The 16,802-nt window shown below is 32.5% G+C and carries 16 protein-coding genes; 11 read left to right on the top strand and 5 right to left on the bottom strand.

Translation table 11 applies throughout. From position 1 onward, the window contains the following. From ACIQ2Z_RS06535 to ACIQ2Z_RS06585, 11 genes are all read left to right on the top strand, one after another. A partial coding sequence (locus tag ACIQ2Z_RS06535) for an outer membrane protein assembly factor BamD (protein ID WP_396183344.1) occupies window positions 1–407 on the top strand: 407 nt, incomplete at its 5' end. Window positions 408–416: 9 nt separating this feature from the next. Beyond that, the gene (locus ACIQ2Z_RS06540) at window positions 417–734 is read left to right on the top strand and encodes a DNA-directed RNA polymerase subunit omega (protein WP_290860995.1); all 318 of its coding nucleotides are present in this window, start codon (window positions 417–419) and stop codon (window positions 732–734) included. A 6-nt stretch (window positions 735–740) separates the two neighbouring features. Continuing rightward, window positions 741–1,964 (top strand): bifunctional phosphopantothenoylcysteine decarboxylase/phosphopantothenate--cysteine ligase CoaBC, encoded by a 1,224-nt coding sequence (gene coaBC / locus ACIQ2Z_RS06545; protein WP_396183345.1) that lies wholly within the window; start codon window positions 741–743, stop codon window positions 1,962–1,964. Next, window positions 1,957–2,844, top strand: coding sequence for a DUF4835 family protein (locus tag ACIQ2Z_RS06550; RefSeq protein ID WP_396183346.1), 888 nt, complete (start codon window positions 1,957–1,959; stop codon window positions 2,842–2,844). The genes coaBC and ACIQ2Z_RS06550 overlap by 8 nt, the downstream gene beginning before the upstream one ends. An 89-nt stretch (window positions 2,845–2,933) precedes the next feature. After that, complete coding sequence (recN, locus tag ACIQ2Z_RS06555) at window positions 2,934–4,586, top strand: DNA repair protein RecN (protein WP_396183347.1); 1,653 nt, start codon at window positions 2,934–2,936, stop codon at window positions 4,584–4,586. 52 nt (window positions 4,587–4,638) lie between these two features. Continuing rightward, window positions 4,639–5,451 carry an enoyl-ACP reductase gene (locus tag ACIQ2Z_RS06560; protein WP_396183348.1) on the top strand — a complete coding sequence of 271 codons (813 nt, stop codon included), beginning with the start codon at window positions 4,639–4,641 and terminating at the stop codon, window positions 5,449–5,451. A gap of 89 nt (window positions 5,452–5,540) precedes the next feature. Then, complete coding sequence (locus ACIQ2Z_RS06565; protein ID WP_396183349.1) at window positions 5,541–8,165, top strand: choice-of-anchor J domain-containing protein; 2,625 nt, start codon at window positions 5,541–5,543, stop codon at window positions 8,163–8,165. 80 nt (window positions 8,166–8,245) lie between these two features. Next, entirely contained in the window at window positions 8,246–9,247 is a 1,002-nt protein-coding gene (locus ACIQ2Z_RS06570) for a glycosyltransferase (RefSeq protein WP_396183350.1), read from the top strand. A gap of 1 nt (window position 9,248) precedes the next feature. Next, entirely contained in the window at window positions 9,249–9,833 is a 585-nt protein-coding gene (gene coaE / locus ACIQ2Z_RS06575; RefSeq protein WP_396183351.1) for a dephospho-CoA kinase, read from the top strand. 71 nt (window positions 9,834–9,904) lie between these two features. Next, window positions 9,905–11,485 carry a sensor histidine kinase gene (locus tag ACIQ2Z_RS06580; protein WP_396183352.1) on the top strand — a complete coding sequence of 527 codons (1,581 nt, stop codon included), beginning with the start codon at window positions 9,905–9,907 and terminating at the stop codon, window positions 11,483–11,485. Window positions 11,486–11,507: 22 nt separating this feature from the next. Continuing rightward, window positions 11,508–12,221 (top strand): response regulator transcription factor, encoded by a 714-nt coding sequence (locus ACIQ2Z_RS06585; protein ID WP_396183353.1) that lies wholly within the window; start codon window positions 11,508–11,510, stop codon window positions 12,219–12,221. Between the two features lie 46 nt (window positions 12,222–12,267). Here ACIQ2Z_RS06585 and ACIQ2Z_RS06590 read toward each other — a convergent pair whose 3' ends face one another. Genes ACIQ2Z_RS06590 through ACIQ2Z_RS06610 form a run of 5 tightly spaced genes read right to left on the bottom strand, consistent with a single transcriptional unit; the run spans window position 12,268 to window position 16,778 of the window. Continuing rightward, the gene (locus tag ACIQ2Z_RS06590) at window positions 12,268–13,011 is read right to left on the bottom strand and encodes an acyl-[acyl-carrier-protein] thioesterase (RefSeq protein ID WP_396183354.1); all 744 of its coding nucleotides are present in this window, start codon (window positions 13,009–13,011) and stop codon (window positions 12,268–12,270) included. Window positions 13,012–13,027: 16 nt separating this feature from the next. Then, on the bottom strand, window positions 13,028–13,576 hold the full coding sequence (locus ACIQ2Z_RS06595) for a hypothetical protein (protein ID WP_396183355.1): 549 nt from the start codon (window positions 13,574–13,576) through the stop codon (window positions 13,028–13,030). 52 nt (window positions 13,577–13,628) lie between these two features. Beyond that, window positions 13,629–14,555, bottom strand: coding sequence for a tRNA (adenosine(37)-N6)-dimethylallyltransferase MiaA (miaA, locus tag ACIQ2Z_RS06600; RefSeq protein ID WP_396183356.1), 927 nt, complete (start codon window positions 14,553–14,555; stop codon window positions 13,629–13,631). Continuing rightward, a complete protein-coding gene (locus tag ACIQ2Z_RS06605; RefSeq protein ID WP_396183357.1) occupies window positions 14,545–15,384 on the bottom strand; it encodes an ion transporter in 840 nt (279 codons plus the stop codon). The genes miaA and ACIQ2Z_RS06605 overlap by 11 nt, the downstream gene beginning before the upstream one ends. A gap of 32 nt (window positions 15,385–15,416) precedes the next feature. Further along, the gene (locus ACIQ2Z_RS06610; protein WP_396183358.1) at window positions 15,417–16,778 is read right to left on the bottom strand and encodes an exonuclease domain-containing protein; all 1,362 of its coding nucleotides are present in this window, start codon (window positions 16,776–16,778) and stop codon (window positions 15,417–15,419) included. Window positions 16,779–16,802: the final 24 nt, after the last annotated feature.

The following is a 16,802-nucleotide window of genomic DNA, read 5'->3' on the forward strand; positions in this document are numbered from 1 at the left end:
CAATCGATAAAATGCAAGGTTTTATTGATAATTACCCGGAATCAGTTCTACTTTCTGAAGCAAACGTTATTGTAAAACAGTTAAGAGAAAAAATTGAAAAAAAGGCTTTTGAAAACGCAAAACAATACAATACTATTTATGATTACAAATCAGCTATCGTAGCTTTGGATAATTTTATTTCAGATTATCCGGGTACACCATTTAAAGAAGCTGCGTTGTATTATAAATTTGATTCTGCTTATTATTTAGCAATCAATAGTGTTTCAGAGAAAGTAGAAGAACGATTAAAAAGTGCAAAAGAGGCTTACGATAAATATATTAAGCATTCTAATTCATCAGAATATAAAGAACAAGCAGATGATTTAATGAATAAACTAAATCAAAATTTACAACAATTTTCTAAATAGATACATGTCATGGATTTAAAAAAAACGAATGCTCCGGTAAACACAATTACATATGATAAAAGAGTAATTGAAGAACCTACAGGGAATGTTTACGAAGCTATTACTATTATGGCTAAAAGAGCAAATCAAATTAATTCTGAAATTAAAAAGGAATTAATTGAGAAATTAGAAGAGTTTGCTACCTATAATGATAGTTTAGAAGAAATTTTTGAAAACAAAGAGCAAATTGAAGTTTCAAAATTTTATGAAAAATTACCTAAACCACATGCGTTAGCTGTTCAAGAGTGGCTAGAGGGAAAAATTTACTACAGAGATACTACAAAATAAAACGCTATGTCAGTTTTAAAAGGGAAAAAAGTGCTGCTGGGTGTAACCGGTGGAATTGCTGCCTATAAAACTGCTTCCTTAGTTAGATTATTTATAAAAGCAGGTGCCGAGGTACAAGTCATCATGACACCTGCTTCTAAAGAGTTTGTGACACCATTAACTCTTTCCACACTTTCTAAAAATCCTGTATTTTCTGAGTTTTATAATGAAGAAAATGAATCGGACAATCAAAATGCTACTTGGAATAATCACGTTGAATTAGCCCTTTGGGCGGATTTGATGCTAGTAGCTCCTACAACGTCGAATACCTTAGCAAAAATGGCTAATGGGAATTGTGATAATTTATTGATGGCTACCTATTTGTCCGCAAAATGTTCGGTATATTTTGCCCCGGCAATGGATTTAGATATGTATAAGCATCCAACTACAATAGCCAATTTAAATAAATTATCGCTTTTTGGAAACATTATGATTCCTGCTGAGCATGGTGAATTAGCTAGTGGCTTATCCGGTGAAGGCAGAATGGCAGAGCCTGAAAATATTATTGCCTTTTTAGAAAATCATTTGCTCCAACAATTACCTTTAAAAGGAAAAAAAATATTAATAACTGCAGGTCCCACATACGAAGCAATAGATCCTGTGCGTTTTATAGGAAATCATTCAACTGGAAAAATGGGTTTTGATATTGCCAATGAAGCTGCAAAATTGGGAGCTGAAGTTATTTTAGTGACAGGACCAAGTCATTTTCAAAATGATAATTCAAGTATACAGTTAATTCGCGTGACATCTTCAGATGAAATGTTTGATCAATGCCATCTGTTATTTGATGATGTTGATGTTGCAATAGCAGCAGCAGCAGTGGCGGATTATAAACCAAAACAAATTGCTAAACAAAAAATAAAAAAAACTGAAGCAGCATTTTCTATTGAACTTGAAAAAACGAAAGATATTTTAGCTTCCTTAGGAAAAATTAAAACGAAACAATTTTTAGTAGGTTTTGCATTAGAAACTGAAAATGAAATTGAACACGCCAAGTTGAAGATTCAGAAAAAAAACTTAGATTTGATTGTTTTAAATTCGCTCAATGATGAAGGTGCCGGTTTTGGTAAAGCGACAAACAAAATTACATTTATTGACAAATCATTTAAAATTGAACCGATGCCATTAAAACCCAAGGAAGAAGTGGCTAAAGATATTTTAAATAAAATAATAGGGTTATATCATGCGTAAAATAATAGTTGTTTTAGTTTTAATGCTGTTTGGATTTATTCAAGCTCAAGAACTTAATTGTGTTGTAAGTGTAAATTCTGAAAGGGTTACGGCTAATACACAGCAGGTATTCAAGACGTTAGAAACATCATTAAATGATTTTGTAAATAAAACAAAATGGTCTAGCCAAAATTTTAACCAAAATGAACGAATTGAATGTTCTATGTTTATTAATGTTTCGGAAGTAGATAATACCACTTTTACGGCAACTATTCAAATTCAATCTTCCAGACCGGTTTATAACTCGATATATTCAACCCCAATATTTAATTATAACGATAAAGATTTCACATTCAAATATGTTGAATTTGAAAGTCTAAATTTTAATCCCAATTCATTTGACTCTAACTTAGTTTCAGTGGTTGCCTTCTACAGTTACATTATAATGGCCTTAGATGCAGATTCATTTGAATCTTTAAAAGGAAACAGGTATTTAGAGATGGCTCAAAACGTGATGAGTGTAGCTCAAACAGGAGGTTATAAAGGTTGGTCTCAAACCGATGGTTTACAAAACCGCTATTATTTAATCAGTGATTTGTTGTCTAATACGTTTAATCCAATCAGACAAGCCTATTTTGAATACCACGCAAATGGTCTTGATAAAATGGCAGATGATGTGAAATTGGGAAAAGAGAATTTGAAAACTGCACTTTTAAATCTCTCAGTAATTCATTCAGTTAGACCAAATGCATTTTTAACCCGAGTGTTTTTTGATGCAAAATCAGATGAAATAGCCGATATTTTTTCAGATGGACCCAGCATACAAACTACTGAATTAGTTGACAAGTTAAATCGACTTTCTCCTTTAAATGCGTCTAAATGGTCTACAATAAAGTTTTAATAACTTTGTTTAAATAATCTCATTTTTACTTCTATCTTCTTCTAATTTATTGAGTACATTGCAGTTGTTTATTTGTATTCAGAATAGTTATGCTAACTTCATTATCCATAAATAATTATGCTTTAATTGACAAATTATCCATTGATTTTTCAAATGGATTTTCAACCATTACCGGTGAAACCGGAGCAGGAAAGTCAATTTTATTAGGAGCACTTGGATTAGTTTTAGGGAAAAGAGCAGACTTAACTTCACTTAAAAATAAAGAAGAGAAATGTATAATTGAAGGGCATTTTTCAATTGAAAAATATGCTTTAAAAGATTTTTTTGAACTTAACGATTTGGATTATGAAGAGGTAACTATTATTCGACGTGAAATTCTTCCTTCCGGAAAATCGAGAGCTTTTGTAAATGATAGTCCCGTTAATTTGCAAACCTTGGTTGAACTCAGCGAATATTTATTGGATATTCATTCACAACATCAAACTCGGGAATTAACCGAAGAGCAATTTCAGTTTCAAATAATCGATGCTGTCGCTTCAAATCAGAATTTATTAGTTGATTATCGTCATAAATTGAAAAATTACAAATCACTTTTAAATACCGTAGAGCAACAAAAAGAATTATATGCAGAAGGTTTAAAAGAGCAAGATTATTTAGCCTTTTTGTATACGGAATTGGAACAAGCTAAATTAATTGATGGTGAACAAGAAGAAATGGAAATTCAATTAGAAAAATTGAATAACGTTGAATTAATTAAAGAACAACTGGAAAAAAGTTTGTTATTGTCAGATAATGAACAATTTGGGATACTTCAGCAAATAAAAGAGTTTAAAATTGCCATCCAAAAAATTAGTCAATTTTCGTCAGAATATGCTTTGCTTTATGAGCGTATTGAGAGTATTTCTATTGAACTGAAAGATATTGTAAATGAACTAAATCTTTTTTCTGATTCCGTTGATAATGATCCGGAGAGATTAGCTTTTATCTCTCAAAAACTACAATTAATTTACACTTTACAGAAAAAACATCAGGTTAATACCATTGGTGAATTGCTTCAAATTCAACAAGAATTGAATGGAAAAGTGAGTTCTTTGGAAACGTTAGAAAAATCAATTTTGGGACTTGAAAATCAAATTCAGAAGGAGCAAACAATTTTGATTGATTTAGCTAAAAATATTCACTTTAACAGAAAAAACAGCCTACCACGTTTGACAAAAATGCTTATTTCTATTTTGAGTCAGCTAGGTATGCCAAATGTGCAATTTAATATTGAGTTGACATTCTCGGACACCTTTTTTTCAAACGGAAAAGATACTATTCAGTTTTTGATTTCAACCAACAAAGGATCTGATTTTGGATTACTGAAAAAAGTAGCTTCCGGTGGTGAAATGTCACGAATTATGTTGGCAGTTAAAGCTGTTTTAGCTCAATATTCAAGTTTGCCAACCCTAATTTTTGACGAAATTGATACCGGTGTTTCCGGAGAAATTGCTAATAAAATGGGAGATATTATGAAGGAAATGAGTAAGAATATGCAAATTTTTGCTATCACTCATTTGCCACAAATTGCTGCCAAAGGTAATTTTCATTACAAAGTTTTTAAATCTGATTTGGGAGACAAGACAAAATCTGAAATTATATTGTTAAATAATGATGAAAGAATCATCGAAATTGCTCAAATACTTTCAGGGAATTCTTTATCTGATTCAGCCATAAATCATGCAAAAGCATTGTTAAACTGATTTTTTAACTATATTTGAAACCTCATATAAATAAAAATAAAATTAAAATAGTATGTATAATTTACTAAAAGGGAAAAGGGGAATTATATTCGGAGCATTAGATGAAAATTCAATAGCATGGAAAACAGCAGAGCGTGTTCATGAAGAAGGTGGTACTTTTGTTCTGACCAATGCCCCAATTGCTATGCGAATGGGAACAATTAATCAACTGGCTGAAAAAACAGGCTCTCAAATTATTCCTGCAGATGCAACATCAGTTGCTGATTTGGAAAATTTAGTAGAAAAAGCAGTTGAGATTTTAGGTGGAAAATTGGATTTTGTCCTTCACTCGATAGGAATGTCTGTGAATGTTAGAAAAGGAAACCATTATACAAATCAAAATTATGAGTTTACACATAAAGGTTGGGATGTATCTGCAGTTTCTTTTCACAAAGTAATGCAGGTTTTATATCAAAAAGATGCCATGAATGAGTGGGGAAGTGTTGTAGCCTTGACATACATGGCTGCTCAACGTGTCTTTCCTGATTATAACGATATGGCAGATAACAAAGCATATTTAGAATCTATCGCGAGAAGTTTTGGTTATTTCTTTGGCAAGGATAAAAAAGTTAGAGTTAATACAATTTCTCAATCGCCAACACCAACAACTGCAGGACAGGGAGTTAAGGGTTTTGATGGTTTTATTACCTATGCCAATAAAATGTCGCCACTTGGTAATGCCACTGCTTTAGATTGTGCTAATTTTACGATAGCAATGTTTTCGGATTTAACCAAAAGAGTGACATTACAAAATTTATATAACGATGGCGGATTTTCAAATATGGGTGTAAGTCAGGACGTTATGGAATATTTTACAAAAGAATAACAAAGAGTTTTATAAAAAATCATACTCACAATACAATTTTGTGGGTATTTTTTTTTATATTTATACATTGAATTTTAAAATTTATAAATATGAAAAAAATTACATTATTTTTATTAATGCTTTTCAGTTTTACTGCTTTTGCTCAGTTTCCTGAAAGTTTTGAAACTACCGTTCCTCCAGCTGGTTGGGCATCCTTTAGAGGGACCAATGGTTTAGGAACTGAATTTGATTGGTCTGTAACTACTGCGACTGCTTTTGTTCAAACAGGAACACAAGCTGCTTTTGTTCGTTGGGAAGATGTGACTGGTGGTTTAGCAGAGGATTGGTTAGTATCACCATTGCATACGGTTACTGCTCCAAATACATTGTTGACTTTTTATCAAAGACAACAATTTACTGTAGACTATGGTACAACGTATGATATTCGTGTGTCAACAACTTCACAAACAAATCATGCAACATTTACAACCGTTCTATCTCAAACAGAAGCAGACTTAAATTTAACAACAATGACTGTAAAATCTGTTGATTTGAGTGCTTATGTTGGTCAATCCATTTATATTGCTTTTGTCATGACAAATGATGATGGTGACAACTGGGCAATTGATAATGTAAACATGGAATCATCAGTAGCGGCTCCCGGTTGTGCAACATTGTTGACTCCTGCTGATGGAGCTACTATTCCTGTTGGACAAGTTAATTTCTCTTGGACTGCCCCAACTACAGGGGATGCTCCAACATCATATGATTTCTATTATGGAATTGCTCCTGATGCAGTTAATACTTTTTTAGGAAATTATACTACAACTTCAATTAATGTTAATGTCAATGATTATAGTTTTACATTCTATTGGAAGATTGTTCCAAAAAATTTAGGAGGAAGTGCAATAGGATGCCCTGTTTGGACATTTACGACTCAAGACCCTCCAGGATATTGTTTAAGTGCTCCTAATGGACAATATCCTGCGGATACTTATACTCCGGTAACTTGTGATGGATTGACAACAAATGTTATTGTAACAGATGGATGGGCTGGTGAGTACTCTGTTGTGAATGTAACTTCCGGTGAAACTTATATTTTCAGTTCCGGTTCTACAGATTTTATTACATTAAGTACTGATGCCGGTGCAACAGCTGCTGCTTTTGGAGATACACCTTTAACTTGGGTTGCTAATGTGACCGGGGAAATTAGGTTTTATTCTCACGTTGATGATGAATGTGGTGATGAAGATGTAAATAGAGTTCGTTCTATCGTTTGTGGTGTAGTAACGACTGATACACCGGATTATGTAAACCTACAGTTTCCTTCTGCGTTTGATATTACTCAAGGAGGTTCAGGAACTGTTTACGGCCAAATTTATAAAGCTGGTTTAACAGATGTTGAACCTGGTTATTCCGGTCAAGCAGCCGGGATTCAAGCATGGGTAGGAATCAGTCCTGTTGGAGAAAATACCAACCCATCTACTTGGACAAATTGGGTGGATGCCACTCACAATGCAGCTAGTGTTGGAAACAATGATGAATATATGGCAGAAATAGGCACGGGTTTAACACCGGGCACCTACTATTATGCAACAAGATTTAGACTGAATTCAGGAGATTATGTTTATGGAGGTATCAATGCCTCTAATGATGGTAACTTCTGGGATGGAACTACTTATTTAAGTGGTGTTTTAACAGTAAACGAACCTGTTTTTGTTGGTTGTTTGAATGATCCGAACGGACTATTCCCATTAGCTACATTTACACCAGCTTGTATTGGAATTACTCAAATCATTACTAATGTGGGATATGCTGGAGAATATTCAAATGTGAATTTAACCTCTGGGGTTGAGTATACATTTAGTAGTAGTATTGCAACTGATAGAATTACAATTGGTAACGTAGACGGTACTGTTGTATTAGCTTATGGTGTTACACCATTAACTTGGACATCTAATGTTACTGATGTAGTAAGATTCTATTTACACACTGATAATGCTTGTGGAGATAATACTACTTTCAGAGCTAGAAATATATTTTGTGGAACGCCACCACCTGCACCTGCAAATGATAACTGTGCCAATGCAATAGCTTTAACTGCTGGTGCTGTTTTTGCAGACTATGCATTAACAACAACTAGTTTAGGAGCTACTTCAAATGTTTCCGATCCACTTCCATCTTGTGGTGCATTTGGTTTTGCTACTAATGGAAAAGATGTTTGGTATTCTGTTGTTGTACCTGAAGCCGGAACAATCACAATAGAAACACAAGGTAATGCAGGTTTAGCAGATACCGCTATTGAAGCTTATTCGGGTACTTGTGGAGCACTAGTTTCTATATCGTGTAATGATGATACAACTGGTTTGTTTTCAACATTATCTTTAACCGGGTTAACAGCTGGTGAAACAATTTTAATCAGAGCTTGGGGTTATAATGGTTCTCAAGGTTCATTTGTGATTTCGGCATTTGATGGTTCATTAAGTGCTACATCATTCGATAATGCTAATTTTACATATTATCCAAACCCGGTGAAAGATGTATTGAACTTATCATATGTTTCTAACATTTCAAAAGCAGTTGTTGTTAATCTTTTAGGTCAACAAATGATAACTGCTAATGTTAATGCAACACAAGGTCAATTAGATTTATCAGCTTTAGCTTCAGGTACTTATTTAGTAAAAATAACTACTGAAGATAATCTTGAAAAAACAATCAAAGTTATCAAACAATAATTTTTAATAATTTGATTTCAAAAGCCATGCCTACCGCGTGGCTTTTGTTTTTTATGCTGTATATTTGTTAAAATTTCAACATGTATTTTTCAATTATTATCCCGGTTTATAATCGTCCGGAAGAAATAGAGGAATTACTTGATAGTCTCATAATTCAAGACTACAATAAACCATTTGAAATTGTAATCATAGAAGATGGTTCAGCAATTAGCTGTGAGAATATAATTTCTAACTATTCGGATAAACTAACAATAGCTTATTTTTTTAAAGAAAATTCAGGACCGGGTGATTCCAGAAACTTTGGCATGAAACGAGCAAAAGGAGATTATTTTATCATTTTCGATTCTGATTGCATTATTCCGACAAATTATTTATCAGAAGTAGAATTAGCTTTAAATAGTGACTATATTGATTGTTTTGGTGGACCTGATAAAGCGTTAGATAGTTTTTCTGACATCCAAAAAGCAATTAATTTCAGCTTGACTTCGTTTTTAACTACTGGAGGAATACGTGGTGGTTCTGAAAAAATCGATAAGTTTCAACCCCGAAGTTTTAACATGGGAATTTCTGAAAAAGCTTTTGAAGCATCCGGAGGTTTTGGAAATATTCATCCGGGGGAAGATCCTGATTTATCAATTCGATTATGGAAGTTAGGATTCAATACTAAATTATTGACTAAAGCCTATGTTTATCATAAACGCAGAATAGATTGGTCTAAATTTTACAATCAAGTATTCAAATTTGGAAAAGCACGTCCAATTTTAAACAGTTGGTATCCTGAATTTAGTAAGCCTACTTTTTTCTTACCAACCCTGTTTATTATTGGTTTGGATTTGGCAATCATAGTTATGTTTTTTGGTCTTTTTTTTCCCATTTTATTTTATGGGTTTTATTTTTTGCTTTTATTTTTTGTGTCTTCAATTTGTAACAAAAGTGTTAAAATAGGGTCTCTTAGTTTAGTTGCTGCCTTAATTCAATTTTATGGATATGGTTTTGGTTTTTTAATTTCGTTTATTTTAATAACCATTTTAAAGAGAAATCCCAAAACTGAATTTCCTGAATTGTTTTTTAAATCAAATTAAAATGACTAGGATTATTGGTTTAACTGGAGGAATCGGAAGCGGAAAATCAACTGTGGCTAATTTATTTATTTCAAAAGGTATTCCTGTTTATATTGCCGATACTGAAGCTAAAAAATTAATGGAAACAAGAAAAATCATTACTAAAATAACAAAAGTTTTTGGTAATGATATACTAGTAAATTTAAAAATTGACAGACCAAAATTGGCTAAACTAGTATTTAATAATCCTGCAAAACTTTCTGAATTAAATAATATTGTTCATCCTGAAGTGCAAAAGCATTTTAAAAATTGGTTAAAGAGCAAAAAGAATTTTCCATTTGTTATTAAAGAAACTGCCATTTTATTTGAAACCGGAGGCAATAAGCAATGTGATAAAGTTATTACGGTTGTTGCTCCGCAAGAACTCCGAATTAAAAGAGTAAAGGATAGAGATAAAGTAACTAGAGAAGCTGTTTTGGAAAGAATAAAAAATCAATGGACTGATGAAATGAAGATTTCAGCGAGTGATTTTGTAATTGAAAATATTGATATTGAGAACACTAAAACAAAAGTTGATCAAATTCTTAAAGTATTAAATGATTTATAATAAAAAGGCATGATGTTAATGTTTGGTTAATCTATTAACAATACAAATGTTAAAATGTTAAATTTGTAACGATGACTAGAGTGTTATTTAGACTATTAGTGTTTTTGATGAGTATTTCACTTATCGGAATAATTTTAGTTCAGGTTTATTGGTTTAATTCTTCTTTAGAAAACAATCAAGAACAGTTTAAATTCCATGTGAAACAGGTATTAGGGAATGTTTCGGCAAATATCCAAGAGCAGGAGATTTTATCTTTCGTTGATAAAATAAACCAGTTTAAGGACAGTACAGGAAGCGATAAAGTTGATGCGGATTTTTTAGAATTTGGCTATTATCAGCGAAATTCACAAACAAATGAAACTATAATTTATTCGAATAGTATCAATTCACAAGATTTTACTATTTCACCCTCGTTCTTTGATAAAAAATTTGACAGTATGAAAGTGAAAAGTTTTTCTGCAAAACGAAAAACTGAAATATATCATAATGGAATTGATAAATCAAATTTGCAAAATAATTTAAGACCTGATTTAAAAATTGAAAAATCAGGAAAACTTAAGGTTTTAGACAAATTATTATATGATATCTCTTTTAATGATATTGCATTAACTTATCCTATTCAACGAAGAGTTTCCAAAGAAAAACTTTTCGAATTATTGAAAAGACAACTCACGGAATATGGAATAAATACTCCTTTTGAATTTGGAATTTATAGTAACGGTTTAGCTACTAAAGTTAAATCTGATAAGTTTAAATTCAATAAAAATGATACATATAGTATTCCTGTTTTTACAGATAATGATGGTAGAAGTCAATACCAATTATTAGTAAGTTTTCCGGAAAAAAAGAAATTTATTTTTTCTGATTTGATAGGGGTTGCAATTCTTTCATTGATTTTTACGTTAATAATTATAATTGCTTATGCCAATGCATTGAATCAATTATTTAAGCAACGTCAAATTTCCGAGATAAAAACAGATTTCATCAACAATATGACTCATGAATTCAAAACACCTATTGCAACTATAAATCTTGCCTTAGATGCCATAAAAAATCCAAAAGTTATTGATGATAAGGAGAAAGTTCATCGATATTTACAAATGATTCGTGATGAAAATAAGCGAATGCATGCTCAAGTAGAAAATGTATTGCGAATATCTAAATTAGAAAAAAGAGAATTAGAAATTAATAAAGAAGCGATTGATATTAATGAAATAATTAGCGATGCTATCGAACATGTGAGTTTAATCGTCGAAGATAGAGAAGGTGTTATTAATACACATTTTAGTGCATCAAGAACTTCGGCTCTGTTAAATGATGTTCATTTTACCAACGTATTTGTAAATATTTTAGATAACGCCATAAAGTATTCACCTGATAAACCTAAAATTGATATTTTTACAGAAAACGTGAAAGATTTTCTGGTAGTTAAAATAAAAGATTGTGGTACAGGAATGAGTAAAGTAGCTCAAAAGCGAATTTTCGAAAAATTCTATCGAGAGCATACCGGAGATATACATAATGTAAAAGGGCATGGACTAGGTTTAGCTTATGTCAAACGAATTGTAGAAGAACACAACGGACAAATAACTGTTGAAAGCGAAAAAGGAAAAGGTAGTACCTTTATTATAAAATTACCATTAATAAATTAAATACCATTAAATAAATTAACTCATGGAAACTGAAAACAAAAAAATTCTTTTAGTTGAAGATGATCCAAATTTTGGAGCCATATTAAAAGATTATCTTGTGCTAAATGATTTTGATGTCGTTTTAGCCAAAAATGGAATGGAAGGATTTGAAAAATTCAAAAAAGACATTTTTGATTTGTGTATTTTGGATGTGATGATGCCTTATAAAGATGGTTATACTTTAGCAAAAGAAATTAGAGAAAAAAATAAAGAAGTACCTTTGATATTTTTGACAGCAAAGTCAATGAAAGAAGATGTTTTAAAAGGATATAAAGTTGGAGCAGATGATTATTTAAATAAACCATTTGATTCTGAAGTGTTATTGATGAAAATTAAAGCCATCATGCAACGCAAACAGTCTGAAAGTAAAACTGATAATTTAAAATTTGAATTTCAAATTGGAAAGCTTCATTTGAATTCTAAGTTGCGCTTCTTAACTTTTGGCAATCAAGAACCAATTAAATTGTCACCTAAAGAAAATGAATTGCTAAAAATGTTGGCTCTTCACGAAAATGATTTGATGCCAAGAGAATTGGCTTTAACAAAAATTTGGAGAGACGATAACTATTTTACTTCTAGAAGTATGGATGTTTATATTGCCAAATTAAGAAAATACCTTAAAATGGATCCGGATGTAGAAATTCTTAATATTCATGGAGAAGGTTTCCGATTAGTTATTAAAAATAAATCTATATAAATTTTTAATGCCTCTGAAAAGAGGCTTTTTTTTGTTTTATAATGAACTATGGGTTATATTCCAAAAAAAGAGCAAAACAGTATTTGTCATTTTTTATCACTGAAATGAAATTTGGAATTTCTTCCATAGATGATACTAATTCAACTTCATCATGCCAATGTAATTCTCTTAAAAAATTCATATCAAATGCATTGATGCCATTTTTGAGTAAAATGTTTGGGTGAATACAATCCAAACACCATTCTAAATATTTCACATTATTGGCATGATTGACAATGTCTAAATCAGACAAGAGAACCTCTTTGTTTTTTAGAAACGTAGTTGCTACATGCAAGTTGATTTTTGAAAAAGATTTTTCGGTGGGGACATTTTTAGGATACACTTCAAAGTGTTCAAAAGGCAAGGCCAAAGTTTCCGGTTTTCGCAATTCGGTATTTAAAACAACCCAATAGGTAAGTGAGCTGACCATTTTTTTATCTCCTACATACAATTCTAAAGCTCTCACTGAACGCGAACCCTGCATATCCACAATCCAAGTTTTTACTGTGACACGATCTCGCCATTTGGGTAATTCAGTTACCTCCACTCGCATTCTACTCAAAACCCAAGCTTGGTTGTGAACTTGCATATCACTAAAACTCAATCCGCCCATTTCTGCATGAAAGCCGGCAGTTAGTTGCAAGATATTGCACAGTTCCGTATGTTTCAATTGTCCGTTGGGATAACATTGAATGAAATTAATTTCCCAGTCTTTGGAATATACAGAAGTGAAATTTGGTGAGATGGCCATTTTTTTATGTTTGAATTTACTCCACTATAAAAGTAAACACTTTACTATCCATTCCATTAAAATCTGTTGGCATTGAATAGGTGGTGAAATTGCAACCTATCCGGTCTCGATTAAAAGAAGAAACATTGTATATAAGTAATGAATAAGTTCCCGGTTCTAAAAGTTTGATTCCGATTTTACTTTTGAATTGCTCATTGTTTTTTGTTAAAATAATGGTGTTCCAATCTAGTTCTCCTTCTTCCATTACGGTTGTGTTTTCATTTATGTTAAGAAAAATCGAACCATTGTAAAGTGATGTTTTACTAAATCCTAAATAATAAGCTAATTTCTGATCAGAAGAAAACAAATCATAGGTAGTTTCTGTTATTGGGTTTACCTGAAATCTGTCCACAATTGACGAAAGCCAAATTAAATCGCCAACTTGATAGGTGGTTTGTTGGTTTTCAATTGTAATCAAATCTCGTTTTTCAAATTCAATATATTCGCCACAAGGTCCCGGTTCAGGATCACATTGAAAAGCAAATAAAAAGGGGATCAATGCAAAAAGTAAAACTATTTTTTTCATCTGTAAGGCTTTGTTTCAGATGTAATAGTAGTAAAAAGGTTGTGTGATTTTTTTATTTTATGGAATTATTGACATAGTTCATAACTACCGAATTTGCAGTTTCAAAATCAAACCATGCCACGTTTTCCGTTCGCTTAAACCAAGTGAGTTGACGTTTAGCAAATCGGCGTGTATTTTTTTTAATTTCTTCAATGGCAAACTCTACGTTCGTTTTGCCATCCAAATAATCAAATAGTTCTCGATAGCCAACGGTTTGTAAGGCATTCAAATTTTTGTTGGGATGTAAATTTTTCACTTCTTCCAACAATCCGTCCTGCATCATGAGGTCGACTCTTCGATTGATACGTTCATACATGATTTCCCGATTGGCTTCCAATCCGATGATAATCGGCGTGAAATTCCGTGTACTTTGCTTCTGATTTAAAAAAGAAGAATAGGGTTTGCCGGTTCCCAAAGAAACTTCGACAAATCGCATCATGCGTTGCGGATTTTGTAAGGTCTGCGGATTTTCAGAACTTAGTTTTTCAAAATAATATGCATCTAATTCTTGCAATTTTTGTTGTAAAAATTCCAATCCTTTTTCTTCATAATTTCTTCTAATTTCTTCACGAATGGAGGATGCTATATCCGGAAAATCATCAAAACCTCGCAAAACAGCATCCACATATAACCCTGAACCGCCCACCATGATTTGGATGTTGTTTTTTTGAAACAATTCATCCAGTTTCAAAAGTGCTTCTCGTTCAAAATCACCTACGGAATAATTTTCGAAAACCGATTTGTTTTGAATGAAATGATGTGGTGCAGCTTTCAATTCTTCATCAGAAGGAACAGCGGTGCCAATTTTCATCTCTTTGAAAAACTGTCTGCTGTCGCAGGAAATAATGTCGCAGCCAAAATGTTTGGACAAAGTAATACTCAAAGCCGTTTTTCCGATGGCGGTTGGACCAACAATTGTAATCAAGTAATTAGTTTTCATCTAACGAATGTCCGCAGTTCTGACAATATTTTGCGTCGGATAAGTGTGTTTCCGACCCACATTCAAAGCAATGTAATTTGTTTGGCAGAGGCATTTTGGGAGTTGTGTTTTTAGCTAATTCAGCAGTAACTATTCCTGTGGGAACTGCAATGATTCCATAACCCATAATCATTACCAGCGAGGCAATAAATTGACCTAACGGAGTGATCGGTGAAATATCTCCATAACCTACTGTAGTTAACGTAACGATACACCAATAGATGCTCGTTGGAATACTTGTAAAACCTGCTTCTTTGCCTTCTACCACATACATAACAGAACCAATGATTATGCAACTAATCAGTACAAAATACATAAATACTAGTATTTTGCCTCTACTTGCAATGATAGACTCCCTTAAATGTACTGATTGGCCCGAAAACTGCGGGTGATTGAGGATTTTGAAAAGTCGGAGTAATCGTAACGCTCTTATTGTTGTAAAAATACTTGTACCGGCAAAGAAAAAAGAAAGATACATGGGAAGCGTTGCAATCAAATCAATAATTCCATAAAAGCTTAAAATATATTTAATCGGTTTATTGATGGTGATAATTCTTAGGATATATTCAATGGTAAAAAATATAGTAATGACCCATTCCAAAAAAACCAATTGCTCATGGAATTTTAAATCGATTCCTTCAACGGTTTCTAGCATTACCAATAAAACACTCAAAAGTATAATTCCCAATAAAATCAAGTCGAATAATCTTCCGGCAACAGTATTTGTCCCATAAATAATGATATGAGTTTTTTGTCTGAAAATTTCCCAAGATGATTTTACTGAATTCATGAGCCTTTTATCAACTTTAGTGCTAATATAAACTAAAATTTTACAATTTTCATTACTTTATGTTTTCTTAAATAGGCTTTAATGATATTTCGGGTATCCCGATTATTTTGCATGTGAATGATAATGTTGTTGAGCACATCTGTATTGGTAATTTGATAGTTCAAATCGTAAAAACAGTAACCTTTGTAAATACCGCCTTCAATTAATACCGCCGAACGTTCTTGGAGGGTTCTACCGCGGTCGATAATTACCATATTTTCGTTTTCAAATAAGTTAGTTTCAATAAACTCCTGCACTCGTTCATTGTATTCTTCCGGCGAAATTACTCCTACGCAAGCACCGTCGCATTCTTTTATTTTGTATTTAAAACAGGCATTTTTTGTGTCATACAAACCATTAATTTTTTGGCAAAGATTGAATTGGTCAGTGAATTTAAATAATGCATTTTTTCCTTCTTGAATGGAGCTAAAAGAGGTAATTTCTTTTTTGCGACCATCCGCTTTTTGCAGTTTTAATGCCAAATAGCCGTTTTCATCTTTTTGTGCATACAAAGCCCACTGGAAAATGGTTTTGCGTTGAGCTCGATTGTAAATGGGTTTATTGATTTTAATTTCTTCACTTTCTTTCAATAAAGCAATTAGTTCACTTCCGGTTTCTTCAAATGTTACCGCAAAAACTTCTAATTGAATTTTTTTGCATTTACGGGAAGTGCCTGTAAAATGTTGATTGACCCTCTTTTTTATGTTTTTACTTTTTCCGATGTAAATTAAATCACCTTTTTCATTATGGATGTAATAAATCCCGGTTTTGGAAGGCAAATTTTCAACAATGTCTAATAATTTCGGTGACATACCCGATTTAATTTCGGTTTTCACCATGCTTTTGACAATTTCTTTTTCAATATCTTGAGTCAAAAGCATTTTGAATAATTTCACTGTTGCCATCGCATCGCCACTTGCTCGATGTCGGTCGGCCATCGGAATTCCCAGTGCACGAACCAATTTCCCTAAACTATATGATTCATGTCCGGGTAACAATTTTTTTGATAATTCAACCGTGCAAAGTGTTTGTTTATGAAATTGAAATCCCAATCTTCTAAATTCAGTTTGCAAAATTCGATAATCAAAAGAAGCATTGTGAGCCACAACAATACAACCTTCGGTCATTTCAATGATACGCTTAGCTACTTCATAAAATTTGGGAGCCGACCGCAACATGGCGTTGTTGATTCCGGTTAATTTCACCACAAAAGGCTGAATAGGTTTTTCAGGATTCACCAAACTAATGAATTGATCAATCACCTCATGACCATCAAATTTATAAATGGCTATTTCGGTAATTCCTTCTTCGTTGTATTGACCTCCGGTGGTTTCTATGTCTAAAATTGCGTACATCAGCCCCCTAACCCCCGAAGGGGG

This window comes from Flavobacterium sp. (genome assembly GCF_044361015.1).
Lineage (GTDB): Bacteria > Bacteroidota > Bacteroidia > Flavobacteriales > Flavobacteriaceae > Flavobacterium.

Bases quoted from the DNA above. Each gene is read 5' to 3' on its own strand.
- ACIQ2Z_RS06540 (WP_290860995.1), top strand. From the start codon at position 417: ATGGATTTAAAAAAAACGAATGCTCCGGTAAACACAATTACATATGAT.
- coaBC (WP_396183345.1), top strand. From the start codon at position 741: ATGTCAGTTTTAAAAGGGAAAAAAGTGCTGCTGGGTGTAACCGGTGGA.
- ACIQ2Z_RS06550 (WP_396183346.1), top strand. From the start codon at position 1,957: ATGCGTAAAATAATAGTTGTTTTAGTTTTAATGCTGTTTGGATTTATT.
- recN (WP_396183347.1), top strand. From the start codon at position 2,934: ATGCTAACTTCATTATCCATAAATAATTATGCTTTAATTGACAAATTA.
- ACIQ2Z_RS06560 (WP_396183348.1), top strand. From the start codon at position 4,639: ATGTATAATTTACTAAAAGGGAAAAGGGGAATTATATTCGGAGCATTA.
- ACIQ2Z_RS06565 (WP_396183349.1), top strand. From the start codon at position 5,541: ATGAAAAAAATTACATTATTTTTATTAATGCTTTTCAGTTTTACTGCT.
- ACIQ2Z_RS06570 (WP_396183350.1), top strand. From the start codon at position 8,246: ATGTATTTTTCAATTATTATCCCGGTTTATAATCGTCCGGAAGAAATA.
- coaE (WP_396183351.1), top strand. From the start codon at position 9,249: ATGACTAGGATTATTGGTTTAACTGGAGGAATCGGAAGCGGAAAATCA.
- ACIQ2Z_RS06580 (WP_396183352.1), top strand. From the start codon at position 9,905: ATGACTAGAGTGTTATTTAGACTATTAGTGTTTTTGATGAGTATTTCA.
- ACIQ2Z_RS06585 (WP_396183353.1), top strand. From the start codon at position 11,508: ATGGAAACTGAAAACAAAAAAATTCTTTTAGTTGAAGATGATCCAAAT.
- ACIQ2Z_RS06590 (WP_396183354.1), bottom strand. From the start codon at position 13,011: ATGGCCATCTCACCAAATTTCACTTCTGTATATTCCAAAGACTGGGAA.
- ACIQ2Z_RS06595 (WP_396183355.1), bottom strand. From the start codon at position 13,576: ATGAAAAAAATAGTTTTACTTTTTGCATTGATCCCCTTTTTATTTGCT.
- miaA (WP_396183356.1), bottom strand. From the start codon at position 14,555: ATGAAAACTAATTACTTGATTACAATTGTTGGTCCAACCGCCATCGGA.
- ACIQ2Z_RS06605 (WP_396183357.1), bottom strand. From the start codon at position 15,384: ATGAATTCAGTAAAATCATCTTGGGAAATTTTCAGACAAAAAACTCAT.
- ACIQ2Z_RS06610 (WP_396183358.1), bottom strand. From the start codon at position 16,778: ATGTACGCAATTTTAGACATAGAAACCACCGGAGGTCAATACAACGAA.